Raw genomic sequence first — 25,286 nt, forward strand, 5'->3', positions numbered from 1 at the left:
AACCTTTTGCGGTGCCCCGTGCGTTACTTGGGGTGACAGCACTGGGTGAGGTGTGGGAGGTGGCATGCGGCACGAGGTCGACGAGGAGTTCGCCCGCTACGTGCGGGCCCGCCAGCACCGGCTGCTGCGCGCCGCCTACCTCGTCTGCGGTGACGCCCACCTCGCCGAGGACCTGCTCCAGGGCGCGCTGACCAAGCTCGCAACCCGCTGGGACAAGATCCGGCACGAGAACCCGGACGCCTACGTGCGGCGGATCCTCTACCGCGACGCCGTCTCGTCGTGGCGCAAGACCCGGCGCGAGTCGCTGTCGTCCGTGCCCCTCATCGAGGTCCCGGTCCACGACCGGACGTCCCAGACCAGCCAGCGCGTGGACCTCGAGCGGGCGCTTGCCGAGCTCACCCCCAAGCAGCGCGCGGTGGTCGTGCTGCGATTCTTCGAGGACCGCAGCGAGATCGAGGCGGCCGAAGCCCTCGGTGTCTCGGTCGGCACGGTCAAGAGCCAGACCCACGCGGCGCTGGCCCGGCTCCGGGCGCTGCTGCCCGACTTCGCACCGCACCTGTCCGGAAAGGACCAGCCATGACCGACCGCGATCTCGGCGCGCTCCTGGAGCGGGCCAGCGAACACCTTCCCGAGGTGGACTTCGCCCAGGGTGCCTGGTCCGCCGCGGTCGCGGAGCGGGCCCGTCGCCGTCGGCTGGCCCTCGGCACCGTCGGTGCTGTCGCAGCGGCGGGCCTCGCCGTTGCCGCAGTCCAGTTGGGTGGAACGACCAAGCCACGCCCCACCCCTGCGGTCTCGTCCACCACGACAGCCAGCGCGGGGGTGCTGGCCGACGGCACGGCATACGCGGTCATGCCCCTGGAGGGCAAGGAGGCACAGCTGCCCGACTTCGAGGCCGGTCTGCCGTCGGTCATCAACCTCGCTTCCACGGCCACCGCCTCGGTGTTCTCGGCGGCGCGGCCGCCGCAGTCCGTGGTGGCGGTCTACCTCCGCGTCGAGGGTGAGATCTTCCAGCCCGTGCTGGTGACCGGTGACGGGAAGCAGGTCCTCGTTGACGGAGTCAGCCTCGTGTCGACCAATGATGCGAGCGGCAACTCGGCCATGCCGATCGGGCCGCGGGCCATCGCTGGAGGACGGTTCGTCGTCTTCCCCCAACCGGATCATGTCGTCCGGCTCGACACCCACACGGGCGCCACGGTCAGCTACCAGGTGCTTTCGAAGAACGTGGAATGGGCGGGCTGGGCCGCCGACAACGCGACGATCGTGGCTCGTTCCGCCGACCACGCCTGGACCATCGACGGCTCGGCGCCCGGTGCCAAGGCGGTCGCGGCCGACGGCGCCTACGAGGGCAAGTTCCGGCTTGCCGCCACCGCGGACACCCGGTCGCTGTGGGTCGGACACTACGGAGAGAAGAGAGCGCTGGTCGACCAACGCTCCGTCACCGGGCCGGTCACCGAGGTGTGGCAGGACACCCTCGGCACCCAGCAGTGGGCGGCGACGGGCGCCTTCTTCGACCAGACCCTCACCTCCGCCGCCATCCAGCGGGGAAACGGCCCGATCTACCAGGGACTGGTCGCGGTCCAGGCCGATCGCGGAAAGGCGCGCGTGCTGCTCGCTCCGGAGAGCCCCGACGGACAGACCGGGCGGTTCAAGGGGTGCTGCTCCGTCCTGGGCTGGGCCGACGCGAAGACGGTGCTCTACCAGTCGGTCGGCAGTCATGGGCGGTGGATCCTCGCCTGGAACATCGACACCGGACAGGTCTACGAGGTGTCCCACCTCCTGACCGGAGCCCCGGACGACCCGGTGACGCCCATCGCGCTGAACGTGGGCTGGCGCTACTAGACCACTGACAGACGTCACGGTGACCTCGTGACGGCTGTCCGAGGTCGGCAGGACGGCCTTCGGGCAGGCTGGGCCCATGCCACAGACGCAGACACACACGCAGATGCAGCCGACGGCGGGCGCCCCCGCGGTGCCCGCCATCGAGCTCCGGGGGCTCACCAAGAGCTTCGGCAGTGTCCGCGCGGTGCGGGGGATCGACCTGACCGTGCGGCCCGGCGAGATCGTCGCCTTCCTCGGTCCCAATGGGGCCGGGAAGACCACGACCATCGACATGATGCTCGGCCTGTCTCGCCCCGATGAGGGGACCGCCCTGGTCTACGGGATGGAGCCGTCGTCGGCCGTCCGCCACGGGCTCATCTCGGCCGTGATGCAGAGCGGGGGCCTGCTCAAGGACCTGACGGTCGAGGAGACCCTTCGCCTCACGGCAAGCTTGTTCTCCAACACCCGTCCGGTGGCCGAGGTGTTGGAGCGCGCCGGCATCGCGGACATCGCGGGTCGGCGCGTGGTCAAGTGCTCGGGCGGTCAGCAACAGCGGCTCCGGTTCGCCATGGCGCTGTTGCCCGACCCGGAGCTGCTGGTGCTCGACGAACCCACCACGGGGATGGATGTCACCGGGCGCCGCGACTTCTGGGCGGCGATCCGCGAGGACGCGGCGCAGGGCCGCACGGTCCTGTTCGCGACCCACTACCTCGAGGAGGCCGACGCCTACGCGGACCGCATCGTGCTGGTCAGCCACGGCCAGGTCGTCGCCGACGGAACGGCCGCACAAGTCAAGGCGCTGGTCTCCGGTCGCACCGTGCGGGCCACCTGGCCCGGTGCGGACGTGGCTGCGCTGCAACGACTTCCTGGGGTTGAGACGGTCGAGGTGAGAGGCGAGTCCGTCCTCATCGCCTCCACCGACAGCGATGCCGTCGCCCGCCACCTGCTCACGTCGACCGATGCCCGGGACCTGGAGATCACCTCACGCGGGCTCGAGGACGCCTTCATCTCGCTGACCACCGAAGGAGACCAGTCATGAGCACCGCCACCGCGTCCGCAGTTCCACAGCGGACCGTGCCACCGTTGGGCGGCTTCAACACCACCCTGCTCCGCCTGGAGCTGCGCCGCCTGCTCCGGAACCGACGAACGGTGATCTTCTCGGTCGTGCTGCCGGTGGTGTTCTTCCTCCTGTTCGGGACGGGGAAGGACTACTCCCTGCAGAGCGCCGGTCCGCATGGCAACTGGGCGGCGTCGATCATGATCTCGATGGCGCTCTACGGCGCGATGCTGTCCACCACCGCCGGTGGTGCGATGGTCGCCACCGAACGCAGCCAGGGCTGGAGCCGCCAGCTGCGCCTCACCCCACTCACCCCGACGGCATACATCGCCGTGAAGGTGCTCGTCGCCATGCTGCTCGGGGCCATCTCCGTCGTCGTGACCTATGCCGCGGGAGGCCTCAGCCAGGCCCAGATGGACGGCCACCTGTGGCCGGAGACCGCCCTGATCGCGTGGGTGGGTTCACTCGTGTTCGCGGCGTTCGGGGTGTTCATGGGCTATCTCCTGCCGAGCGAGAACGTCATGCAGATCCTCGGACCCGGTCTGGCGCTGCTGGCCTTCCTGGGCGGCCTGTTCACGCCCCTGGACCAGATGGGCTCCACCTTCCAGACCATCGCTAAGTTCACCCCGATGTACGGCCTCAGCCAGCTGACCCACGCGCCGCTCACGGGCGAGAGCCCCGGGTGGGCGGCGGTCGTCAACGTGGTGGTGTGGCTGGCGGTCTTCGCAGGAGGCGCGGCATGGCGGTTCCGGCGCGACACCGCCCGCGTCTGAGGGACCTGCTGCCCTTCGCGTCCGCGGCGGCCCCCGACTCTGAGAGGCTGGGGGTCGTGGGCGGAGGCACGCAGGCACCTGACGACCGGATCGACCGGGGTGGCCGAGGCGACCCCGGTCGGCTCCGCGGTGGCCGCGGGCCGGGCCCGGCGTTGATGGGCGAGCCGGAGGAGAACGGACCACTCAGCCGTCTCGTCGGGACCTTCTTCGCCGGCATCTGGCTGGTCTTCCTCTCTGATGCCTTCACCGAGGCGTGGCAACAGCGCCAGAACCTGCGCGGCGACACCGGCCTGATCCTGCTGGTGCTCTTCGTGGCCCTCTACCTGTTGCACTTCACCCACCTGCGAGCAGCAGTGTGGGGGATCCGTGGCTCGGTCGCCGCACGGTGGTACGTGACGCGGATCGGGCTCCTCTACTGGGCCACGCTCGCACTGCTGGCCGTGTCCACCACGGTCGCGATCGGCCAGCGGGGAGCCGCGACCTGGGTGTTCCTGGCCGTGTCGGGTCTGTGGACCTTCCGAGTGCGGATCGGCTGGGTCATCGGCGGACTGCTGGTGGGGGTCTACGAGTTCCTCACCTTCCACGTCGATGGTTGGAGCCACGACGCCAGCATCAGCATGTCGATGGTGCTGGCGATGGCCGCCGTCACCGGGGGCATGATCGCGTCGCAGCGTCAGCGAGCCCTCGCCGAAGCGCGTGAGGAGAACGCCCGGCTCGCCATCCAGGACGAGCGCAACCGGATGGCGCGCGACGTCCACGACATCCTCGGCCACAGCCTCACCGTCATCACGGTGAAGGCCGAGCTCGCCTCGCGGCTCATGGACGTGAGTCCCGAGCGGGCCAGGGCGGAGATCGCCGACCTCGAGCGGCTGGCCCGGGACGCCCTCGCCGACGTGCGCCAGGCGGTGTCCGGCTTCAGGGAGATGTCCCTGCCCGCCGAGCTGGCCCGCGCCCGCTCGTCGCTGGCGGCCGCGGGGATCGAGGCCGACCTGCCCACCGCGGCCGATGCAGTGCCCAGTCACCTGCGCGAGCTGTGCGCGTGGACCCTGCGCGAAGGGGTCACCAACGTCATCCGGCACAGTGGGGCCACCAGCTGTCGCGTGACCCTCGACGAACGTGGAATCACGATTGCCGACAACGGTGCCGGTCCGCAGCCCGGCACACCGGGTACCGGCCTCGTCGGGCTCAAGGAGCGTGCCGAGGGAGCCGGTGCACGGCTGGTCACCCGACCCGTCCCACCCCACGGCTTCGAGCTGTCCGTGACCGCATCGCCGGACCCGCGGCCCGCGGAGCCGGACTCGCACGAGAGGGTAGGGGCATGATCCGCCTGTTGCTCGCTGACGACCAGGCCATGGTGCGTGGCGCGCTCGCCACGCTCCTGGGGCTCGAACCCGACATGGAGGTCGTAGCGGAGGTGGGCACCGGTGACGAGGTCGTCGCGGCCGCCCGGAGCTGCAACCCGGACGTGGCGCTGATCGACGTCGAGATGCCTGGCCTGGACGGGATCGCCGCAACGGCCGCGCTGCACGAGGCGCTCCCCGGCGTGCGAGTGCTCATCGTCACGACCTTCGGCCGCCCCGGGTTCCTACGGCGGGCGCTGCAGGCAGGAGCCAGCGGGTTCGTCGTCAAGGACACCCCCGCGCGTCAGCTCGCGGAGGCGGTGCGCCGCGTGCACTCAGGGCTGAGGGTGGTCGACCCGGCCCTGGCCGCGGACTCCCTGGCCGGTGGCGAGTCACCCCTCACCGCGCGCGAGACCGAGGTGCTGATCGCGGCCCGGGAGGGCGGCTCGGTCGCCGACATCGCCCGGCACGTGAGCCTCTCCGAGGGCACGGTGCGCAACCACCTGTCGTCGGCCATCGGCAAGACGATGGCCCGCAACCGCGCCGACGCCGTGCGCATCGCCGACGAGTACGGCTGGCTCTGACCCTCGGAGCGGCGACCCCGAGTGCTGAACAGCGGCCCCAAGCGGTTCTGAGCGGTTAGGCGTCGCCGGTCGCGACCGGTCGGTTCGGGTCGGTGATCCACTCGCTCCACGACCCGGCATAGAGGGCTGCCTCGATGCCGGCCTCGTGCAGGGCGAGCACCTCGTGGGCCGCAGTCACGCCCGATCCGCAGTAGGCCGCTACGGGTCCCGCCACCGGAAGCCCCTTGCGGGAGAAGATCTCTCGCAGCTGGTCTGCCGGCAGGAACCGTCCGTCCTCCTGGACGTACTCCGTCGTCGGCGCGCTGACCGCACCCGGCACCCGCCCCGCGACCGGGTCGATCGGCTCGACCTCGCCACGGAAGCGTTCGGGACTCCTCGCATCGAGCAGGACGCCGTCCCGGGCTGCCCGCGCCGCGCCGTCGGCGTCGACCACGGGCAGGCCACCGGCATGCGCCTCGAACGTCCCCAGCCCGGGCTCGGGCAGTTCCGTCGTCACAGGTCCACCAGCCGCCCGCCACGCCCTGAGACCACCGTCGAGGACGCGCACGTCGCTCGCGCCGAAGTGGCGCAGCACCCACCACGCCCGCGCCGCGGCATACCAGTCGCCCTGGTCGTAGACGACGATGCGCGAGTCGTTCGACGCTCCGCAGCGCTGTGCCGCCGCACCAACGGCGTGGGCCTGGGGGAGCGGATGCCGACCGCCGCGGCCGGGAGGGCCGGCGAGCTCGGCGTCGAGGTCGACGTGGTGCGCGCGGGGGAGGTGCGCCGCGGCATACAGGTCCCGCCCGGGCGGGACAGCGGTGGTGGTGAGGTTCCACTGGACGTCGATGAGGACCACGGAGCCCGGGTCGGTGGTGAGCTCCGCGAGGAGGTCGGGGGCGCTGACGAGGGCACGCATTCGGCCAGTCAAGCATCAGATGGGATACTGGGGGCGCCATGACAGCCACCTCCACGCGCCAGAGCGCGCCGACCGCCGTGCTGCCACCGCTGCAGATCGGTCGCCACACCATCGAGTCGCCGGTGGTCCTGGCGCCCATGGCGGGCATCACGAACCGGGCGTTCCGCAAGCTGTGCCGCGAGTACGGCGAGCAGGGCCTCGAGCAGGGCGGCGCCAGCGGTGCGACCTCGCTCTACGTCAGCGAGATGATCACCTCGCGCGCCCTCGTCGAGCGGACGCCGGAGTCGATGCGGCTGATCGAGCACGACCCGGACGAGAACCCTCGCTCCATCCAGCTCTACGGCGTCGACCCTGCGACCGTGGCGGCCGCCGTGCGCATGCTCGTCACCGAGGACCGCGCCGACCACATCGACCTCAACTTCGGCTGCCCGGTCCCCAAGGTCACCCGCAAGGGCGGCGGCGCCGCGCTGCCCTGGAAGCGCGACCTCTTCGAGGCCATCGTCACCGGCGCGGTCCGCGAGGCGAGCGGGTATGACGTGCCCGTCACCGTGAAGATGCGCAAGGGCATCGACGACACGCATCTCACCTATCTCGAGGCCGGGCTGATCGCCGAGCGGGCTGGTGTCGCCGCGGTCGCCCTGCACGGTCGCACCGCGTCGCAGGCCTACTCCGGTGAGGCCGACTGGAGCGCGATCGGGCGCCTCAAGGAGACGGTCCGGTCCATCCCGGTGCTGGGCAACGGCGACATCTGGTCGGCCGAGGACGCCGTCCGGATGGCCTACGAGACCGGGTGTGACGGTGTCGTCGTCGGGCGTGGCTGCCTGGGCCGCCCGTGGCTGTTCACCGACCTCGCGGCAGCCTTCGCCGGCACGCCAGCGCGAGTCGAGCCCACCCTCGGCGAGGTGACGGCCACGATGCGTCGGCACACGGAGTACCTCATCGACTTCTACGGGGACGAGTACAAGGCCTGCCGGGACATCCGCAAGCACATCGCCTGGTACCTCAAGGGTTTCCCGGCCGGTTCGACGGTGCGGCACCAGCTCGCGCTGGTCGACTCGCTGGCCGCGCTGGACCGGCTGATCGCCACGATGGACGCGTCGGCCCCGTGGCCCGGCGACGCTGCCGAGGGACAACGCGGGCGGGCCGGATCTCCGCGGCACGTCGCGCTTCCCGAGGGTTGGCTCGACAGCCAGGAGCTCAGCGAAGCCCACCGCCAGGCTGTGTCCGAGGCCGAGCTGTCCGTCTCCGGCGGCTGACCTCGTCCCAGAGTCGCGGTCCGGGCGCAGGCGTAGGGTCCGCGCTCAGGCGCCTTGGCTGGCAGACCCGTGGGCGAGCGCCTCCAGCAGCGCTGCGTTGAAGGCCGGCAGGTCGTCGGGGTTACGGCTGGTGATGAGGTTGCCGTCCTGGACGACCTCCTTGTCGACCCACTCGGCGCCGGCGTTGCGCAGGTCCGTCTGCAGGCTCGGCCAGCTCGTGACCGTGCGGTTCCGCAGGACGTCTGCCTCCACCAGCGTCCAGGGTGCGTGGCAGATGGCGGCGACCGGTTTGCCGCTCGCCACGAAGTCGCGGACGAAGGCGACAGCGTCTGCGTCGGTCCGCAGGGCGTCGGGGTTGGCCACCCCGCCCGGCAGCACGAGTGCGTCGAAGTCCGCCACCGAGGCTGAGCCCACTGTCTGGTCGACGGCGCGGGTCTCGGCCTTGTCCAGGTGGTCGTACGTCTGCACCTCGCCGGATTCGGGTGACAGGAGGACGGCGGTGGCGCCGACGTCCAGGACTGCCTGCCAGGGTTCGGTGAGCTCGACCCGCTCGATGCCTTCCTTGGCGACGAGGAAGGCGACGGTCTTGGTGGAGGTGGAAGTCATGCCTCCACCCTGCGTCAAGTCGCTGACCAGCGCAAATACAGGACTCAGGGTGGCGGGAGGACGGTGCCGAGGCGTCGGATGGCTGCGGGGACCTGGTCCGCAGTGATCCGGCGGAACCCCATCGCCAGACCCGGCCGCGGCGTGGTGTCGAGGAACCGCACCGACACCGGTTCGAGCGACACTCCGGCGCCCGCCGCGGCCCGGGCCACGGCCACGTCGTCCACGGTGCGGTCGACGAAGTAGGTGCACAGGTGCAGCCCCGCCGCGGAGGGCAGCACCTCGAGGACGCCCGCCGGGAGGCTCGCCAGCCCGCGCAGCAGCGCGGTGCGGCGCTCCGCGTAGATCCGGGTGACCCTGCGGACGTGGGCGGACAGCAGGCCCTCGGACATGAACCGTGCGAGCGCGCCCTGGGTGACGGCGTCACCCTGCCAGTCGGTCAGCAGCTTGGCCTGCCGCAACGTGTCCTGAAGCGACTGCGGCGCAATCAGGTAGCCCACCCGCAGCGACGGCATCAGTGTCTTCGAGAACGACCCGACGTAGACCACCCGCCCGTCGCGGTCGAGGCTCTGCAGCGGCGCGAGCGGCCGGTTCTCGAACCGGAACTCGCTGTCGTAGTCGTCCTCCACGATCACCGCGTTGCGTCGAGCGGCCCACTCCAGCAACGCGATCCGGCGCCGCAGTGACATCACGGCGCCGGTCGGAAACTGGTGTGAAGGGGTGACGTAGACGATCCGGGCAGTCCGGGGCAGGTCCTCGACGACAAGACCCTCGGCGTCGACACGGACCCCGACCACTCGGGCGCCGTGCAGGGCGAAGAGCCGGGTCGCGGCGGTGTAGCCGGGGTCCTCGACGACCACCACGTCACCGGGATCGACAACCGCCCGCGCGACGACGTCCAGCGCCTGCTGGGCCCCGTTGGTGAGCAGCACGTCCGCCGGGCCGGCGACGACGGACCGGGACAGGCCGGCATACCTGGCGATCTCGCGGCGCAGTCCCTCGTCGCCGTGGCCTTCGTAGGCGGAGGCGGCCAGCAGTGACGGTCGCAGGGTGGCCGACACCAGACGCCGCCACGCGGCGAGAGGGAACAGCGAGGTGTCCGGGCCACCAACCGACAGGTCGAACTCGCTGGGCGGCGCGTCGGGGACCGGTGAGGGCAGGGTGGCCCACACGGCGCGCGGTCGCACGTCGCCCACCGGTGCCTGTCGGGTGCGGTGCGGCACGACGTCGCGGCAGACGAAGGTGCCCGACCCCACCCTCGTCACGAGGAAGCCTTCGGCAGTGAGCCGGTCGTAGGCCGTGGTGACGGTCCCGCGCGACACGCCCAGCTTTGCGGCCAGCTCGCGCGTCGGAGGCACCTTGGCACCCGTGGGCAACCTGCCGTCGACGATCGCGTCGAGCAGGTGCTGGTAGAGGGTCGACGCGCGGTCGCCGACGCCGACGCCGTCGAGGGCCGAAGCCAGGTGCAGGTCCACCCAGCCAGCCTAGATTGGTCCAATCAGTTTGGCGAGAAGTGGACCTTCTCGACGGTCCAATCGGACGGCAGGCTGAAGGCATGACCACGACGACCGCCCCTCGCACCGGGCTCTCCGTCCCGCAGGGCACCGCACTGTCGATCGGCGCTGTCCTCGGAACCGGCGTCATCACCCTCCCGGCCCTCGCCGCCGGCATCGCCGGACCGGCCTCGCTCGTCGCCTGGGCGGCCCTGGTGCTGCTCAGCATCCCGCTCGCGTCGACCTTCGCCGCGATGGGTGCGCGGTTCCCCGACAGCGGTGGGGTCTCGACGTATGTGCGACGCGCCTTCGGACCCAAGGCTTCTGCTGCCGTCGGCTGGTGCTTCTACTTCGCGGTGCCCGTCGGTGCGCCGCCGGCCTCGCTGATGGCCGGAGGCTACGTCTCCGACGCCGTGGGGGGTGGACGCACGGTGACGGTCACGGTCGCCGCCTCGCTCATCGTCGGGGTCGCCCTGATGAATGCCGCCGGGCTGCGCCTGTCCGGACGCGTCCAGCTCGGCCTCACCGCCGTCCTCGCGACCCTCATGCTGTTCACGATCGTGGCGGCGCTGCCGCACGCCAGGATCGTCAACCTGCAGCCGTTCGCCCCCCACGGGTGGGCCGCCGTCGGGTCGGCTGCTGCGCTGCTCGTCTGGGGCTTCGCGGGCTGGGAGGCGGTGGCCTCGCTCGCGGGGGACTACCGGCGACCCGCCCGCGACGTGCCGCTCGCGACCGCCATCGCGCTGGGCGTCGTCGGAACCCTCTACCTCGCCCTGGCGGCCACCAGCCTGATGGTGCTCGGGCCCGCCACGGGATCCAGCGAGGCGCCGTTGTCCGACCTGCTCGCCGCCGGCGTGGGCGGGGAAGTGCGGATCGTCACGGCGGTGGTGGCCGTCCTGCTCACCGTCGGGGCGATGAACGCCTACTACGCGGGAGGTTCCCGGCTGGGAGCGGCGCTGGCGCGCGACGGTGCGCTGCCGGCATACCTCGCGAAGGGCTCTGGTGCAGGCGAGGTGCCGCGGCGCAGCCTGGCCCTCATCGCCGTGCAGTCGGTGCTGTGGCTGGCCGCCACCGAGGTGCTGCACCTGGGCCTGACCCCGTTGATGCTGCTCGCCACGGGCTGCTTCACCCTCGTCTACGTCCTGGGGACCGGCGCGGCCGTGCGGTTGCTCCCGCGCGGGACGAGGGCCTGGTGGACGGCGGTGGTTGCCCTCACCTCCGTGCTCGGGCTGCTCGCGATGAACGGCTGGCACGTCGGGTGGGCGCTCGGGGTCGCTGCGGCGGCCGTCGGCTACCAGACGTGGAGCGCCCGTCGGAGGGTCGTGGCAGGCTTCGCCCATGACGCGCAAGGGGACGCCGAAGCAGCTCGGCACGCCGGGCGGGACGCCGGACAGACCTGCGACCTTCTTCTCGGGGCCTGAGGAGTTCGGCGCCTGGCTGGCAGCCAACCACGACACCGCCACCGAGCTCTGGATGGGGCTGCGCAAGAGGCACGTAGCCGATCGCGGCCTCACCTGGGAGCAGGCGGTCATCGAGGCGCTCTGCTGGGGCTGGATCGACTCCGTCGCCCAAGGCGTCGACGAGGACTCCAGGCGTCAGCGGTGGACCCCCCGCAAGCCCACCAGCAACTGGAGTGCCATCAACATCGCGACGGTCGAGCGGCTCAAGACCGAGGGGCGGATGCAGCCGTCCGGTCTCGCCGCCTACGAGCGGCGGCGGGCAGACCGGTCTGGCATCTACTCCTACGAGTCGCTCGGCGAGATAGAGCTGGCGCCGGAGTATGCCGCCCGGCTGGCTGCAGACCCCGCGGCCAGCGCCTTCTGGGAGATCGCCACGGCGACCTACAAGAAGCTCGCGCGGCACTGGGTGATGACGGCCAAGCAGGAGGCCACCCGCGACAAGCGGATGGCCCAGCTGCTGGCGGACAGCGCTGCCGGCAGGCTGATCCCCAGCCAGCGCTACGGCAACCAGCCGAGGTGGGTGGAGCGGGCTGCCGAAGCAGCGCGGGCTGCGCAGCCGTAGGCTCGGCACCGTGGCTTACAGTTCGGTGGACCGGGAGCGTTGGGTGCCGGAGGACCCCGCCAACAGGCGTGCCGACCGTGACGACTTCGCCCGCGACCGGGCTCGTCTGGTGCACTCCGCCTCGCTGCGCCGGTTGTCGGCCAAGACCCAGGTCGTGCAGCCCAGCGACGACGACTTCGTCCGCAACCGGCTGACGCACAGCCTCGAGGTGGCCCAGATCGGCCGCGAGTTCGGCGAGGCCCTCGGCTGCAGCGCCGACGTCGTCGACTCCGCCTGCCTCGCGCACGACCTCGGGCACCCGCCGTTCGGCCACAACGGCGAACGCGCCCTCGATGACATCGCGGCCGACATCGGCGGCTTCGAGGGCAACGCCCAGACGCTGCGCCTGCTGACCCGCCTCGAGCCCAAGCGGGTCCACCCCGACGGCCGGCCGGCCGGTCTCAACCTCACCCGGGCCACCCTGGACGCGGCCAGCAAGTACCCGTGGGTGCGCGGCGAAAGCGACACTCCCACAAGGAAGTTCGGCGTGTATGCCGATGACCTGCCGGTCTTTGACTGGTTCCGGGAGGGCAGGGAGCCCGGAGAGCGCTGCATCGAGGCCGACGTCATGGACTGGTCCGATGATGTCGCCTACTCGGTGCACGACGTCGAGGACGCGATCGCCTCGGGCCGCCTCGACGTCCGGCGACTGCGCGACACCATCGATGTCGACTCGGTGCTGGCCGTCGCCACCGGGCTCTACGCCGCCGACCTAGGCGTCGACGCCCTCGGCGCGGCGCTGGAACGCGTGCTGGCCAGCGGAGCCGTGCCCACGGCATACGACGGATCGCGGGTGGACCGGGCAGCCCTCAAGGATATGACCTCACGGCTGATCGGGCGGTTCGTCCACGGCGTCGAGGTGGCCACTCGCGAGCGGCACGGGGACGGGCCGCTGACCCGCTACGCCGCCGACCTCGTGGTCCCCGACGACACCCGCGCGGAGTGCGCGGTCCTCAAGGCGGTGGCCGCCCACTTCGTCATGAACGCCCGGGAGCGGATCGACGTGCACACCCGGCAGCGCGAGGTCGTGGCGGACCTGGTGGCCGGCTACCAGCAGGACCCGGTCGGACGGCTGGACCCGGACCTGCTCGGCGACTGGAAGTCCGCCGACTCCGATGCCGCCGCACTGCGTGTCGTCGTCGACCAGGTGGCTTCCCTCACCGACGTGCGGGCGGAGTACCTGCACCGGGCTTGGAGCTGACGCGAGCTCGTCGTTGGGTCAGCCCTGGTGCTCGAACGCCCGGGCCTCGCCGACGACGGACAGGCCGACGATCGACCCGGTGTGCGGGACGTCCGAGCCGTTGACGCGGGCGGTCACCACGGTGTGGTCGGCCTGCAGGCGCAGCGCCACCAGCGCATCGTGGCCGAAGTAGGTCGTCGACAGCACCTCGGCGCACGGGATCCCGGGTGCCATGTCGCGCAGCAGGATCTGCTCGGGACGGATGAGCACGTCGACCGTGCCGGCCGGGGCCGGTTGGTGGACCACCAGGCGTCCGAGCGCGGTGTTCACCACCGCACCGTCGGCACCGTCGGGGCCCTCGCCCACGTCCGCGGTCCCACGCAGGAAGACCGCGTCGCCGAGGAAGGCCGCCGCGTGCCGGTCCGCCGGAGTGCTGTAGACCTCGGACGGCGCGCCCACCTGGGAGAACCGACCATCGTGCATGATCGCGACCTGGTCGGCGAAGGACAGTGCCTCAGCCTGGTCGTGGGTGACCAGCACGACGGTGACGTCCTCGTGGGCGAGAGCCTGCGCGACGGCCTCGCGGGTCGAGGAGCGCAGGCCCGCATCGAGCGACGAGAACGGTTCGTCGAGCAGCACGACCGTGGGTCGCCGTGCCAGTGCCCGGGCCAGCGCCACTCGCTGCTGCTGGCCACCCGAGAGCTGGTCGGGTCGGCGAGCCGCGAGGTCGGGGGACAGGCCCACCAGCTCGAGCAGCTCACCGACTCGTTCGCCGGCGCGACGAGCGTGTCGCGGGAGTCCGTAGGACACGTTGGCCCCGACGCTCAGGTGCGGGAAGAGGTTGCCCTCCTGGGCGACGTAGCCGATGCCCCGCTTCTCGGGCGCGACCCACACTCCCGGGCCGGCCACTGTCCGGTCGCCGAGCTGCACGATCCCCTCGTCGGCAGGCTGGAACCCGGCGACGACACGCAGCAGCGTGGTCTTGCCGCATCCGGACGCACCAAGGATCGCCGAAGTGGTGCCCGAGGGAACGACGAGGTCGAGCCCGTGCAGCACGGGTCGGCCGTCGTAGGACGCGGCGACGCCGGAGATGCGCAGCGTGGTCACAGTGCGGGCTCCTCATCCGGTCGGCGCAGCAGCAGGTAGGTCAGTGGCGCGGACACGAGCACCAAGGCGGCGGCATACGGGGCCGCGCCCGCGTAGTCGATGCTCTCACTCGCGCTCCAGAACGCAGTGGCTAGTGTCTGCGTTCCGGTCGGAGCGAGCAACAGCGTGGCGGTCAGCTCGGTCGACGTCGCGATGAACACCATCGCGAAACCAGCCAGCGCACCCGGCGCTGTGAGTGGCACCAGGACGCGTACGAAGGCCCGGAACGGCCCGTCGCCCAGGGCTCGGGCGGCCTCGGTGAGCTCCTCGGGCGCGTGCGCCATGGCCGCACGGATGCTCACCATCGCGCGGGGGATGAACAGGATGGCGTATGCCGCGACGAGGACGACGCTGGTCTGGTAGACCGGGCGCGCGTAGCGGACCGACAGGGTGACCAGCGCGAGGGCGATGACGACACCCGGCAGTGAGGACGCGACGTAGGTGGCCCGCTCGACGAGCACCGACAGCCAGGTGCGGCGCCGGGCGATCAGCCAGGCAACGGGGAAGGCCGCCACCACCGTGACCACTCCCGCGATGAGCGCCAGGCGCAGCGTGCCCCACAGGGTGGTCACGAGCTCGGCCGGGTCGAAGGCGCTCTCGGTGAGGCCGCCGCTGCCGGCACGGAACCAGTAGACGAGGCTCCCGAGCGGCACTCCGAGAGCCAGCACCGTCAGGGCGCCCATGCCGATGAGGGCCGGCGCGGTCCACAGTCCGAGCCGCGCGGGCAGCGCGCGACGGGCCGCCCCTCGACCGAGGCGGGCGTGCCGAATCGTGCCGCGCAGCAACAGCTCCGCGGTGAGCAGACCGAGGCAGAGGGCGATGAGCACGACGGCGAGCAGGCTCCCGGCGCTGTTGCTGAACGCCACCTGGAACTGCTCGAGGATCGCTGTCGTGAAGGTCGGGAACCGCAGCATCGCGAGCACGCCGAACTCGGACAGCAGGTGGAGCGAGACGAGCAGCATCCCACCGAGCGCGGCCGGCCTCAGCTGCGGCAGGACCGCGCGGAAGAAGGACCGCCAAGGCCCGAGGCCGAGCGACCGCGCCGAGTCCTCGAGCGACTGGTCGAGCCCACGAAGCACGGCCGCCACGGGCAGGAACACGAACGGGAAGTAGGACAGCGTCGTCACGAGGACCGCCCCGCCGAGGCCCTGCAGGTCGGGGCGCACGGTCACCCACGCGTAGGAGTTGACGAACGCGGGCACCGCCAGGGGGCAGACCATGAGGACCCGCCAGAACTTGGCGCCGGGCAGGCTGGTCCGCTCGACCAGCCAAGCGGCCGCGATGCCGAGCCCCGTCGTCAGCGAGACGGTCAGGACGACCAGGGATGCGGTGTTGCGCAGCAGCTCACCGACCCGGGGTCGCCACAGCAGGTCCCAGGCAGGCCCCCAGCCGATGTCGAACGCTTTCACGGCGACGACGAGCAGGGGCAGCACGCAGACAGCCGCCACGACCAGGCTGGCCGTGACGACCGTGACGGGTGTTGGGTTCGAACGACCCCGCCGGCTGGTCATGAGAGGCGCGCCACCTAGAGGATGCCTGCGGCAGTCATCAGCTCGATGACCTTGGGGCCGTTGAGCTTGAACGGGTCCACGTCCGGCGCCTCGAGGGTGTCCAACGGCTCCAGCGCCTTGTCGGACGGCACACCGTTGCCCACGGCATACTCCTTGGCGTCGCTGGTGGCCAGCACGTTCTGGCCCGCCTTGGACGTGACGTAGGCGAGGAACTTCTGTGCGTTCGCACCCTGCTTGCTCGACTTGAGGACCGCGCCCCCGGAGATGCTGACGAAGGCACCCGGGTCCTGGTGGCGGAAGTAGAGCAGCTTGGTGTTCTTGCTTCCCACCTTGCTGAGCGCCTGGTCGCGGTACCAGTAGTAGTGGTACATGATCCCGACCGGCACCTGCCCGGCGTTGACGGCCTTCATGACCGCGATGTTGTTCTGGTAGATCTGCGCGCCGTCCTTGAGGCCCTTGAGCCAGGTGGCCGTCTTGGCCTCGCCCTGGGTCTCGAGGATGGCCGACACGATGGCCTGGAAGTCGGCGCCACCGGCGGCGGCACCCCACTTGCCCTTCCACTTCGGGTCCTGCAGATCCATGATCGACTTCGGCAGCTCGGCCTCGGTGATCTTGCTCGGGTTGTAGACCAGCACCGTCGAGCGGGCGGCGATGCCGACCCACTCGTGCGTCGACGGGGCGTAGTCCTTGCCGACCTGGGCGATCGTTGCCTCGTCGACCTTGGCGAGCAGCCCGGCGTTCTGCACCGTCGTCATCGCGGGGGAGTTCTCGGTGAGGAACACGTCGGCGGGGCTCTTGGCGCCCTCCTGCACGATCTGGGCGCCCATCGAGGAGTCCGACCCGTAGCGGATCTGCACCTTGACGCCGGTGTCCTCCTGGAACTTCTTGGCCCACGCCTGGGTCAGGTTCTCGTGCTGCGCGCTGTAGATCGTCAGCTTGTCGGGGTCGAGGCTCTTGCCGGCCTCGAGGCTCCCGCCACCGCCGCAGGCAGTCAGGGCCAGGGTGGCGGTGGTCGCCAGGGCGAGCAGGGCGGTCCGTCGGCGGATCACGGGTCTGGTTCTCCTGAACAACATGGGGGACGTGAAGGCAAGGCTTACCTTACCTTCGCGGTCGCCCACGGCCCAGTCCGGGTATGCCGGGCCGCCGGCAGGCGACGGCCCGTCGCGCCGGCGTGGGGTCGGGGAGCGCGGCGACCACCCCTCATACCGAAGCTGTGGAGGTGGCCCGCGCACCATGTGACGCACCGCCTAGACTCGGCCGCGACAAGGAGGGCCAGTGCCGGGTCGGATCAAGGCCGACGACGTCGCGCTCGTGAAGGAGCGTTCGTCGATCGAGGACGTCGTGCGTGAGCACGTGACGCTGCGACCTGCCGGGCCCGGCTCGATGAAGGGGCTCTGCCCGTTCCACGACGAGAAGACACCGTCGTTCAACATCAGGCCCGTCGTCGGCGCGTGGCACTGCTTCGGCTGCGGCGAGGGCGGCGACGTCATCTCGTTCGTGCAGAAGGTCGAGCACCTCACCTTCACCGAGGCCATCGAGCGGCTGGCCCAGAAGCTCGGCATGGAGCTGCACTACGAAGAGGGTGGCAAGCCCGGCGGCGGGGAGTCGCTCGGACGGCGCTCGCGGCTGATCGAGGCGCACCGGGTGGCGCAGGAGTTCTACCACCACGCACTGCTCAACGCGCCCGAGGCGCGGGCCGGCCGCGACTTCCTGCGCGAGCGCGGCTTCGACAGCGAGGCGGCCAAGCGGTTCGGCGTCGGGTTCGCGCCCCGCGGTGGCGAGGACCTGTCGCGCCACCTGCGGTCCAAGGGCTTCACCGACGAGGAGGTCGTCCTCGGCGGGCTGTCCGGGCGGGGGAGCCGCGGGCTGTACGACCGGTTCCGCGGCCGGCTGGTCTGGCCGATCCGCGACATCACCGGTGACACCGTGGGATTCGGCGCGCGGCGGCTCTACGACGACGACCGGATCGCGGCCAAGTACCTCAACACGTCCGAGACCCCGATCTACAAGAAGTCGACGGTGCTCTACGGGCTCGACCTGGCGAAGAAATCCATTGCAGGAGAGCGCAAAGCCGTCATCGTCGAGGGATACACCGACGTGATGGCCTGCCAGCTCGCGGGTATCGAGGGAGCGGTGGCGACCTGTGGCACGGCCTTCGGTGTCGACCACATCAAGATGCTCCGGCGGATCATGCGCGACGAGGTCGACCTGGCCCCAGCCAAGGTCGTCTTCACGTTCGACGGCGACGCGGCGGGCCAGAAGGCCGCGATGCGGTCGTTCGGTGAGGACCAGCGCTGGGCGTCGCAGTCCTTCGTGGCGGTCGCCGACGGCGGGATGGACCCGTGCGAGCTGCGCATCGCCAAGGGCGACGACGCCGTCCGGCACCTCATCGATGACGCCGTGCCGATGTTCGAGTTCGCTGTGCGCACCACGATCGACCGGTTCGACATGGTGACGGCCGAGGGACGCGTGCAGGCCATGCGGGCGGCCGCGCCGATCGTCAACTCGATCCGGGACAGCTCGATGCGCCCGGAGTACATCCGCACCGTGGCGGGGTGGATCGGGGTCGAGGTCGAGCAGGTCCAGGCCGAGGTGTCGCGCGCCCAGCGAGCCGCTGCGCGCGACGCCAAGGAGGCCAAGGACGCCCCCCAGGGTGCGGGCGGACGACCGGGTGGATCGCGTGATGCGGGGTCGGGCGGGTCCCGGGATGCAGGTGCAGGTGGCTTCCGTCCGGACGCAGACACCGTGCCGGAGCCCTCGATCGAGGAAGCCCGCGCCTCGCTGCCGACGCCAGACCTGCGCGACCCGATCGTGTTCGCCGAGCGCCAGCTCCTCCAGACGCTGCTGCAGTACCCCGACAGCTTCGCCCTCGACGACGTCGACAAGGTCTCGGCCGACGCGTTCACCGCGCCCGCCCACCGGGCCGTCTTCGACGGGGTGCGTGGGGCTGGGGGCCCGCAGCGCGGACTGTCCGTCCAGGCCTGGGCCGACCGGGTCACCCAGGCCGCACCGCTGGCCGTCCACGGCTTGGTCGCCGAGCTGTCGGTCGCGTCGCTGCCCACGCGCTTCGACAAGGCCACCGGCCTGCCCGAGCGTCGCTACATCGACGCCCTCCTCACTCGAGTCCAGGAAGTCTCGCTGACCCGCCGGATCGCCGACGCGATGTCGGCCATGCGGCGGATGGCCACCGACTCGCACTCCGACCCTGCCGCCGCGCGCACGCTCAGCACCGAGCTCCAAGAGCTCCAGCGCGAGCTCGCCACCCTCCGCGACAGTGCGTCCTGATGGCGATCTCGTTGCGGCGCACCGAGAAGCTGTCGGCTGAGCTGCGCACGGCCATCGAGCTCGGCAGCGGCGAACGCGTCCTCAGCTGGGCCCGTGAGGAGGCGACCGGCACCACCGTGGTGGCCACCAACCACCGCCTGTATGCCGTCGACGCAGCCGGAACGAGGACGCTGGCCCGACCGTGGCACGAGGTGGACGGTGGCACCTGGTCGCCCGAGCTCACCCAGCTGACAGTCACCTGGGTGGACGGCTCGAGGCCGTCGCAGTGGGTCCTGGGCGCCACCAGCCTGCTGCCCGAGACTCTGCGCGAACGGGTCCAGGCCAGCGTCGTCCTGGCCCAGCGGATCGAGCTGGGGCCGCGTCGGTGGGCCAAGGCGGTGCTCCGTCAGGACCTCGGCTCGGGCGACCTCGTCGAGCAGGTGGTGCTGGGCCGCGGGGTGCGCGCCGACGACACCGAGATGACCGCCCGCACCGACGCCACGCTGGCCTACCTGCGCGAGCAAGTCGGCCGCTAGCAACACGGCCGGGGCGTTTTCAGAACTGCGCGCATCCTTTGCTATGGTTGCGCAGCGCCGAACGCGGGGGACCGCAGACGGACATTCCCCTGTAGCTCAATTGGCAGAGCAGCCGACTGTTAATCGGCAGGTTGTTGGTTCGAGTCCAACCGGGGGAGCGCACCACACCACGAGGCCCCAGACCATCAGGTCCGGGGCCTTCGTCGTCGACTCATGCAGGGGTGGCTCAGCCCGCGCGTCGAGAGTGCACGACACGCTGAGACGAACCCACTGGGGTCAGCGTGTCGTGCACTCTCGACTAGGTCTGCGGCCCGGCGGCAGCCGGAGCAGGCACTGCGGCGGCCTCGTGCAGGGTGGTCCGGCCACGCCGGGACAGGCGACTCTCGACGTAGACGGCCAGCCGGGACAATGAGTAGTTCATCAGGATGAACAGAATCGCGGCGACGATGTAGGCGGGCACCGTGTTGGCGAAGTTGGAGCCGAGGATCTTGGACCAGGACAGCAGCTCGCCATAGGTGATCGCCGTCCCGAGAGCAGAGTCCTTGAGCACGGTGACGAACTGGCCGATGAGGGCCGGGAGCATTGCGGTGAGCGCCTGGGGGAGCTGGATCGAGCGCAGCACCTGGCTGGGAGTCAGTCCGATCGCCAGCCCGGCCTCGCCCTGCCCCCTCGGCAACGAGTAGACGCCGGAGCGCACGAGCTCAGCGACGACCGAACCGTTGTAGAGCGTGAGCCCGGTGACGACGGCGGCGAGGGGGTTGACGTCGTTCGCGAAGACGCCGTTGCTGGTGTACAGGCCGAACGCAAAGATCATCATGATCAGCACGGGGACCGCTCGGAAGAACTCCACCACGACGCTGCTCACCCAGCGCACCGCGGCAACCGTCGAGAGCCTGCCGATGCCGAACAACAGTCCGAAGACACCGGCGAGCACGATCGAGATCAGCGCGGCCTTGAGGGTGCCCCACAAGCCATGCAGCAGGTAGTCGCGCCAGACCGATCGGTCGGTGAGGAACGGCTTCCACATGTCGGCATGGAGCTGGTTGGCGTCCCGCATCTTGCGGTAGACGAGGAACAGCAAGCCGAGGAAGACCAAAAGACCCACGGCCGCGAGGAGGGCGTGGCGTCGACGGGCCCGCGGGCCGGGTGCGTCGAACAGGACCGAGGCGCTCATCGCTTCACCGCCAGTCGACGCGACAGGCTGGTCAGCCAGAGTCCGAGCGGAAGGGTGAGGATGACGAAGCCGAGCGCGAAGACGAGGAAGATCGACAGGCCGCTGCCCTCGTTCTCGATCGTCACCTGCATCAGGTTCGCGGCCTCGGACACTCCGATCACGGCGGCGACGGTCGTGTTCTTGATCAGCGCGATGAGGACAGAGCCAAGCGGAGCGATGGCGCCTCGGAAGGCCTGCGGCAGCAGCACGTGCTGCATGCTCTGGCCGAAGGTGAGTCCCATGGACCGGGCGGCTTCGGCCTGACCGTCAGGGATCGTGTTGACACCTGAGCGCAGGGCCTCGCAGACAAAGGCGCCGTGGTAGACGGACAGCATCACGACCGCCCACCGGAAGGCGTTGCCCTTGATGGAGGTGGGGTCGAGGTTGATGCCGAGGATGAAGGTCGCGCCGAGAATGCTCGACACCATGAGGAGCGTCAGTGGTGTGTTGCGGAAGACGTTGACGTACCACGTCCCCAGCAGCTGCAGCACGCGCACGGGGGAGACCCGAAGGACCGCGACCACTGTTCCGAGGACGAGCGCCCCGATGGCCGAGAGCGCCGCCAGCAGCACCGTGCTGCCGAAAGCCGAGAGCAGGGTGGAGATGGTCAGGCCGTTACCCATTCAGGACCCCTTCCGTTGCGGGAGAACGTATTTCACGCCGAGGTATGCCGCCCGCTCGGTGAGCGGGCGGCATACCTCACTGGGTCAGGAGCAGGCGTCCTGCTTGGGCGGGTTCGTGGCGGCGTCGACCTTGAACCCGGCCGGGCCGAGGTTGTCGTCGACGGCCTTCTGCCACGCCTTGTCGGTGATCATCTTGGCGATCGCGGTGTTGATCTTCTCGCAGGTGGCGGTGTCACCCTTCTTGATGCCGATGCCGTAGCGCTCGGTCGAGAAGGGGGCGCCGACAACCTTGAGCTTGCCCTTGTACTGCTCCTGCGAGGCGTAGCCGGCAAGGATCGTGTTGTCAGTGGTCAGGGCGTCGACGCCCTTGGAGACCAGGGCCGCGACGCACTCGGAGTAGGTGCCGAACTCCTGGAGCTGGACGCCCGGCACCTTCTTCTTGACGTTCTGGGCGGACGTGGAACCGGTCACCGAGCAGAGCTTCTTCCCGGTGAGCGCGTCCGGTCCGGTGATGGACGAGTCGTCGGCACGGACGAGCAGGTCCTGGCCGGCGACGAAGTACGGGCCGGCGAAGGAGATCTTCTCCTTGCGGGCGTCGGTGATCGAGTAGGTCGCGACCACCATGTCGACCTGGCCGGTCGAGATGAGCGTCTCGCGCTGGGCGGACGGGGACTGGACCCACTGGATGTCGCCGGCCGCGTGACCGAGCTCTTTGGCGATGTAGGTCGCGACATCGACGTCGAGTCCGGTGTACTTGGCGCCTTCCTTCAGGCCGAGGCCGGGCTGGTCGAACTTGATGCCCACCTTGAACTTGGCACCCCCTCCGCCCCCGGCGGTGCTGCCACCGTCCTTGGCGCTGTCGCCACAGGCGGTCAAGCCGAGCGCGAGGACCGATGCGGCGGTCACTGCGCCAATCTGACGAATCTTCATGCATTCCTCCTGGTGTGTTGCCGCTGCGCTTGGTGCGCCCCGGTGTTCCGTGCAGTGCGGTGCAGGTCTGGGGTGTGAGCAGTCAGTGTCAGTGCGTGAGGATCTTGCCGAGGAAGTCCTTGGCGCGATCCGACTTGGGTGCGGTGAAGAAGCCCTCGGGTGTGTTCTCCTCGACGATCTGGCCGTCGGCCATGAACACCACCCGGTTGGCGGCCTTGCGGGCAAAGCCCATCTCGTGGGTGACGACGACCATCGTCATGCCCTCCTTGGCGAGGGCCACCATGACGTCGAGGACCTCGGTGATCATCTCGGGGTCGAGCGCCGAGGTCGGCTCGTCGAAGAGCATCACCTTCGGGTCCATGGCCAGCGACCGGGCGATGGCCACGCGCTGCTGCTGCCCGCCGGACAGCTGGGCGGGGAACTTCTCGGCCTGGTGGGCCACGCCCACCCGCTCGAGCAGCTCCATGGCGCGCTTCTCGGCCTCCGCCCTGGGGATCTTGCGGGCCTTGATCGGGCCGAGGGTCACGTTGTCGAGGATCGTCTTGTGGGCGAAGAGGTTGAACGACTGGAACACCATGCCGACGTCGGCGCGCAGCTTGGCGAGCTCCTTGCCCTCTTCCGGCAACGGCACTCCGTCGATGGTGATCGAGCCGGTCTCGAACGTCTCGAGCCGGTTGATGGTGCGGCACAGCGTCGACTTGCCCGACCCCGAGGGGCCGATCACGACGACGACCTCGCCCTTGCCGATGGACAGGTTGATGTCCTGGAGGACGTGCAGATCGCCGAAGTGCTTGTTGACGCCCTTGAGAACGACCAGTGGCTCCGTCATGTCCGGCAACCTACCGGTTTGGGTGGATCAGGGAACCCCTCGGGGCGGCACTGTCATGCAATAGCAACTCGGAGCAAGCGGGCCTCAGGACGGGAAGGCCGGCGGATTTCGGCCGGTCGCACGGCGGTAGTCGCGAAGGGTCATGGTGAGGAACGCCGCGGCATACGCGACCAGGCACACGCCGCCGACCACGGCGGTGAGGAACCCGTTCGCACCGCAGGCGTCGGTCACCAGCGCCCCGAACACTCCTGCCACGATGGCATTCACGGCGATCATGAACAGTCCGGTGCTGCCGATGAAGTGGCTGGGCCCGCGGGTGCGGGTCATGCCGTAGGTGCGCCGGACGCCGATGAGGTCGTCGGTGATCCCGGTGACCAGGTAGGGCGCGACGCCGGGGTCCAGGTCGACGTAGGCGGCGCGCAGTCGGTTCATGCCGATGACCATGGACTCGTCGTCGGTCATGACGTTCGCGACCCGGATGCCGGTGAGCGTCCCCAGCACCAGCATGGCCGCGCTCAACCCCACTGCGAGCACGTGGAAGGCGTGGCCGAACCCCGCCACCTGCACCGTGAGCCCCACCACGACGAGGGAAGCCGACTCGATGGTGAGCAGGATCGAGATCCGTGACATCACCTCGGACCACGTCATGCTCCGGGTGGCGAGCAGGCTCCAGTGCTCGGTCGCGAGGATCTGCGCGCGAACCGCAGGTGGGACGTCTGGGCCTTCAGCCACGGAACCCACGGTAGGGGGGCGGCGCCCGGACGTCATCCCGCACGTGGACGACCGTGGTGACCACGGTGAACGGGTCGGGCCGCCACGGAGGGGGCCCTTGTCTTGGTCTAGGCCTGCAGTGCAGTCGGCACGCTCTCGTCGTTGGCCTGCTGGACCATCTCGGCGGCCACGCGGCGCAGCTTGATGTTGCTGTGTTGCGAGACGTGGGTGAGGTACTGGAAGGCGCGGTCGTCGGTCAGCTTGTACCGCTCCATGACCAGGCCGGTGGCCTGACCGATCACGGTACGGGTGTCGAGGGCGGACATCAGGTCGTCCTCGTGACGGGCCTTGCCGAGGACGAGGGCGACGTGCGCGGCCAACAGCTGGGCGGTGGCCTCGAGCTCGGGCCTGAGGGTCCCGGGCTTGGTGGCATAGAGGTTGAGTCCGCCGAGCGTCTTGCCGTCGAGGAAGATGCGCAGTCCCATCTGGGAACGCAGCCCGAGGGCGATGGCTGGCGGCAGGTACCGCGGCCAGCGTGTTTCGGTGGTGGCGTCCTCGATGGTGATGACGGGGCTGTCCTGGATGGCCGTGATGCATGGCCCCTCGCCGAGGGCGTACTGGAGCCGGTCCAGGGTAAAGGCAAGCGGATCGGAGCCCGCCAGGGTCTCGATGGTTCCGTCCGCGCGACTCACCGAGATGCCGGCGTGGTCGACACCGGGCAGCGCCTGCCGGACCGCGTTGATGAGGGTGTCCAGGTTGCTCTGCAGGTCCGCCGAGGAGCCGATTCGCCTGGTTGCGTCCGCCAGTGCCTCGAAGAGGTCGGGCCGGTCAGGGGCCATGGGGCATCCGGTTGCGATCGTGGTGAGTTGATCACCAAGCGTTCGCTCTGGGGAACAGGTCGCCTGAGGTCAATGCGGTTTTGAGCAGTTTCAAACCCGATTGGGACTATTGGTCAGGTTACTCCTGTTTGGCTCAGCGGCAGTCGGTTCGCCGCGTTGTTGTGGGAGTGGCTGTCGGTGCGATTTCAGCTCAGGTCTGCAGCCGCCGCTTCTCGGACCCCGGTGGTGTCGTGGCTGCGGCCGTGGGAGCGGACCAGTCAAGGACGAGCAAGGTGGCGAGGGGGAGCGGCAATGTCTCGGGTCGGTCACTTTGGGTAGGTATGCGGGGCGCCCGTCGGAGCGCCGCCGCATCCTTGGCGGATGACAAGGCCATGGTTTCCGACGGCATCGCCATGGCGTCGAGCGCCTCGCCTGTTGGGGCCGGAGTTTCGTGGCCGACCCCTGAATGTTCGCTCGCGGCGACGCAACGTCGTGTGGGGCAGGTCGGGCTTGAACCGACGACCGACGGATTATGAGTCCGCTGCTCTGACCGACTGAGCTACTGCCCCGGCGCCAGCTCGGCTGTCACCGGCTGGGCGCCGCGAGCCTATCGCTCACCGTGCTGGCTGCCGTGGACCGGCG

General features: G+C 70.2%; 24 protein-coding genes and 2 tRNA genes. 13 read left to right on the forward strand and 13 right to left on the reverse strand.

What is annotated here, in order from left to right:
* The first annotated feature begins 64 nt into the window (after positions 1 to 64).
* The 6 genes from EAH86_RS03840 to EAH86_RS03865 all read left to right on the forward strand — a co-directional run bounded on the left by EAH86_RS03840 (position 65) and on the right by EAH86_RS03865 (position 5,572).
* Positions 65 to 580, forward strand: a complete 516-nt coding sequence (locus tag EAH86_RS03840; protein WP_140737249.1) for a SigE family RNA polymerase sigma factor — start codon at positions 65 to 67, stop codon at positions 578 to 580.
* Entirely contained in the window at positions 577 to 1,839 is a 1,263-nt protein-coding gene (locus EAH86_RS03845) for a hypothetical protein (RefSeq protein ID WP_140737250.1), read from the forward strand. Before EAH86_RS03840 ends, EAH86_RS03845 begins: the two co-directional genes overlap by 4 nt.
* Positions 1,840 to 1,915: 76 nt before the next feature.
* Positions 1,916 to 2,857, forward strand: a complete 942-nt coding sequence (locus tag EAH86_RS03850) for an ABC transporter ATP-binding protein (protein WP_241668167.1) — start codon at positions 1,916 to 1,918, stop codon at positions 2,855 to 2,857.
* A complete protein-coding gene (locus EAH86_RS03855; protein ID WP_140737251.1) occupies positions 2,854 to 3,648 on the forward strand; it encodes an ABC transporter permease in 795 nt (264 codons plus the stop codon). The genes EAH86_RS03850 and EAH86_RS03855 overlap by 4 nt, the downstream gene beginning before the upstream one ends.
* A 56-nt stretch (positions 3,649 to 3,704) precedes the next feature.
* Positions 3,705 to 4,970 carry a sensor histidine kinase gene (locus EAH86_RS03860; RefSeq protein WP_206665711.1) on the forward strand — a complete coding sequence of 422 codons (1,266 nt, stop codon included), beginning with the start codon at positions 3,705 to 3,707 and terminating at the stop codon, positions 4,968 to 4,970.
* Positions 4,967 to 5,572 (forward strand): response regulator transcription factor, encoded by a 606-nt coding sequence (locus EAH86_RS03865; protein WP_140737252.1) that lies wholly within the window; start codon positions 4,967 to 4,969, stop codon positions 5,570 to 5,572. The genes EAH86_RS03860 and EAH86_RS03865 overlap by 4 nt, the downstream gene beginning before the upstream one ends.
* 55 nt (positions 5,573 to 5,627) lie before the next feature.
* On the opposite strand, the gene EAH86_RS03870 is transcribed toward EAH86_RS03865, so the two are convergent.
* The gene (locus EAH86_RS03870; protein ID WP_140737253.1) at positions 5,628 to 6,470 is read right to left on the reverse strand and encodes a sulfurtransferase; all 843 of its coding nucleotides are present in this window, start codon (positions 6,468 to 6,470) and stop codon (positions 5,628 to 5,630) included.
* A 38-nt stretch (positions 6,471 to 6,508) separates the two neighbouring features.
* Here EAH86_RS03870 and dusB point away from each other — a divergent pair, with 38 nt between their 5' ends.
* A complete protein-coding gene (dusB, locus tag EAH86_RS03875) occupies positions 6,509 to 7,726 on the forward strand; it encodes a tRNA dihydrouridine synthase DusB (protein ID WP_140737254.1) in 1,218 nt (405 codons plus the stop codon).
* A 45-nt stretch (positions 7,727 to 7,771) separates the two neighbouring features.
* On the opposite strand, the gene EAH86_RS03880 is transcribed toward dusB, so the two are convergent.
* Positions 7,772 to 8,332 (reverse strand): type 1 glutamine amidotransferase domain-containing protein, encoded by a 561-nt coding sequence (locus tag EAH86_RS03880; protein ID WP_140737255.1) that lies wholly within the window; start codon positions 8,330 to 8,332, stop codon positions 7,772 to 7,774.
* 44 nt (positions 8,333 to 8,376) lie between these two features.
* A complete protein-coding gene (locus EAH86_RS03885) occupies positions 8,377 to 9,804 on the reverse strand; it encodes a PLP-dependent aminotransferase family protein (protein ID WP_140737256.1) in 1,428 nt (475 codons plus the stop codon).
* A gap of 80 nt (positions 9,805 to 9,884) precedes the next feature.
* Between EAH86_RS03885 and EAH86_RS03890 the strand changes: the two genes are divergently transcribed.
* The 3 genes from EAH86_RS03890 to EAH86_RS03900 are packed head-to-tail and all read left to right on the forward strand — an operon-like array spanning position 9,885 to position 13,084.
* Positions 9,885 to 11,243: an amino acid permease gene (locus tag EAH86_RS03890; protein WP_140737257.1), complete on the forward strand. Its 1,359-nt coding sequence runs from the start codon at positions 9,885 to 9,887 to the stop codon at positions 11,241 to 11,243.
* Entirely contained in the window at positions 11,161 to 11,844 is a 684-nt protein-coding gene (locus EAH86_RS03895) for a YdeI/OmpD-associated family protein (protein WP_140737258.1), read from the forward strand. Before EAH86_RS03890 ends, EAH86_RS03895 begins: the two co-directional genes overlap by 83 nt.
* Before the next feature lie 10 nt (positions 11,845 to 11,854).
* Positions 11,855 to 13,084 carry a deoxyguanosinetriphosphate triphosphohydrolase gene (locus EAH86_RS03900; protein WP_140737259.1) on the forward strand — a complete coding sequence of 410 codons (1,230 nt, stop codon included), beginning with the start codon at positions 11,855 to 11,857 and terminating at the stop codon, positions 13,082 to 13,084.
* 18 nt (positions 13,085 to 13,102) lie between these two features.
* Here EAH86_RS03900 and EAH86_RS03905 read toward each other — a convergent pair whose 3' ends face one another.
* The 3 genes from EAH86_RS03905 to EAH86_RS03915 are packed head-to-tail and all read right to left on the reverse strand — an operon-like array spanning position 13,103 to position 16,793.
* On the reverse strand, positions 13,103 to 14,170 hold the full coding sequence (locus EAH86_RS03905; RefSeq protein WP_140737260.1) for an ABC transporter ATP-binding protein: 1,068 nt from the start codon (positions 14,168 to 14,170) through the stop codon (positions 13,103 to 13,105).
* On the reverse strand, positions 14,167 to 15,720 hold the full coding sequence (locus EAH86_RS03910; RefSeq protein ID WP_140737261.1) for an ABC transporter permease: 1,554 nt from the start codon (positions 15,718 to 15,720) through the stop codon (positions 14,167 to 14,169). The genes EAH86_RS03905 and EAH86_RS03910 overlap by 4 nt, the downstream gene beginning before the upstream one ends.
* Before the next feature lie 14 nt (positions 15,721 to 15,734).
* Positions 15,735 to 16,793, reverse strand: coding sequence for an extracellular solute-binding protein (locus EAH86_RS03915; RefSeq protein WP_140737262.1), 1,059 nt, complete (start codon positions 16,791 to 16,793; stop codon positions 15,735 to 15,737).
* A gap of 202 nt (positions 16,794 to 16,995) precedes the next feature.
* Between EAH86_RS03915 and dnaG the strand changes: the two genes are divergently transcribed.
* The 3 genes from dnaG to EAH86_RS03930 all read left to right on the forward strand — a co-directional run bounded on the left by dnaG (position 16,996) and on the right by EAH86_RS03930 (position 19,678).
* Positions 16,996 to 19,005, forward strand: a complete 2,010-nt coding sequence (gene dnaG, locus EAH86_RS03920) for a DNA primase (RefSeq protein ID WP_140737263.1) — start codon at positions 16,996 to 16,998, stop codon at positions 19,003 to 19,005.
* Positions 19,005 to 19,520, forward strand: a complete 516-nt coding sequence (locus EAH86_RS03925) for a hypothetical protein (RefSeq protein ID WP_140737264.1) — start codon at positions 19,005 to 19,007, stop codon at positions 19,518 to 19,520. The genes dnaG and EAH86_RS03925 overlap by 1 nt, the downstream gene beginning before the upstream one ends.
* Positions 19,521 to 19,605: 85 nt before the next feature.
* Positions 19,606 to 19,678 (forward strand) — tRNA-Asn (locus EAH86_RS03930).
* Positions 19,679 to 19,818: 140 nt separating this feature from the next.
* Here EAH86_RS03930 and EAH86_RS03935 read toward each other — a convergent pair.
* From EAH86_RS03935 to EAH86_RS03965, 7 genes are all read right to left on the reverse strand, one after another.
* Positions 19,819 to 20,694: an amino acid ABC transporter permease gene (locus tag EAH86_RS03935; RefSeq protein ID WP_140737265.1), complete on the reverse strand. Its 876-nt coding sequence runs from the start codon at positions 20,692 to 20,694 to the stop codon at positions 19,819 to 19,821.
* The gene (locus EAH86_RS03940) at positions 20,691 to 21,356 is read right to left on the reverse strand and encodes an amino acid ABC transporter permease (protein WP_140737266.1); all 666 of its coding nucleotides are present in this window, start codon (positions 21,354 to 21,356) and stop codon (positions 20,691 to 20,693) included. The genes EAH86_RS03935 and EAH86_RS03940 overlap by 4 nt, the downstream gene beginning before the upstream one ends.
* A gap of 84 nt (positions 21,357 to 21,440) precedes the next feature.
* Complete coding sequence (locus tag EAH86_RS03945) at positions 21,441 to 22,286, reverse strand: glutamate ABC transporter substrate-binding protein (RefSeq protein WP_140737267.1); 846 nt, start codon at positions 22,284 to 22,286, stop codon at positions 21,441 to 21,443.
* An 88-nt stretch (positions 22,287 to 22,374) separates the two neighbouring features.
* Positions 22,375 to 23,115 (reverse strand): amino acid ABC transporter ATP-binding protein, encoded by a 741-nt coding sequence (locus tag EAH86_RS03950; RefSeq protein WP_140737268.1) that lies wholly within the window; start codon positions 23,113 to 23,115, stop codon positions 22,375 to 22,377.
* An 84-nt stretch (positions 23,116 to 23,199) separates the two neighbouring features.
* Positions 23,200 to 23,847 (reverse strand): hypothetical protein, encoded by a 648-nt coding sequence (locus tag EAH86_RS03955; protein ID WP_140737269.1) that lies wholly within the window; start codon positions 23,845 to 23,847, stop codon positions 23,200 to 23,202.
* Between the two features lie 107 nt (positions 23,848 to 23,954).
* Complete coding sequence (locus tag EAH86_RS03960; RefSeq protein ID WP_140737270.1) at positions 23,955 to 24,665, reverse strand: GAF and ANTAR domain-containing protein; 711 nt, start codon at positions 24,663 to 24,665, stop codon at positions 23,955 to 23,957.
* Positions 24,666 to 25,139: 474 nt separating this feature from the next.
* Positions 25,140 to 25,213 (reverse strand) — tRNA-Ile (locus EAH86_RS03965).
* Positions 25,214 to 25,286 lie beyond the last annotated feature (73 nt).

The sequence above is a fragment of the Pedococcus bigeumensis genome (assembly GCF_006438965.1).
Taxonomy (GTDB): Bacteria; Actinomycetota; Actinomycetes; order Actinomycetales; family Dermatophilaceae; genus Pedococcus; species Pedococcus bigeumensis_A.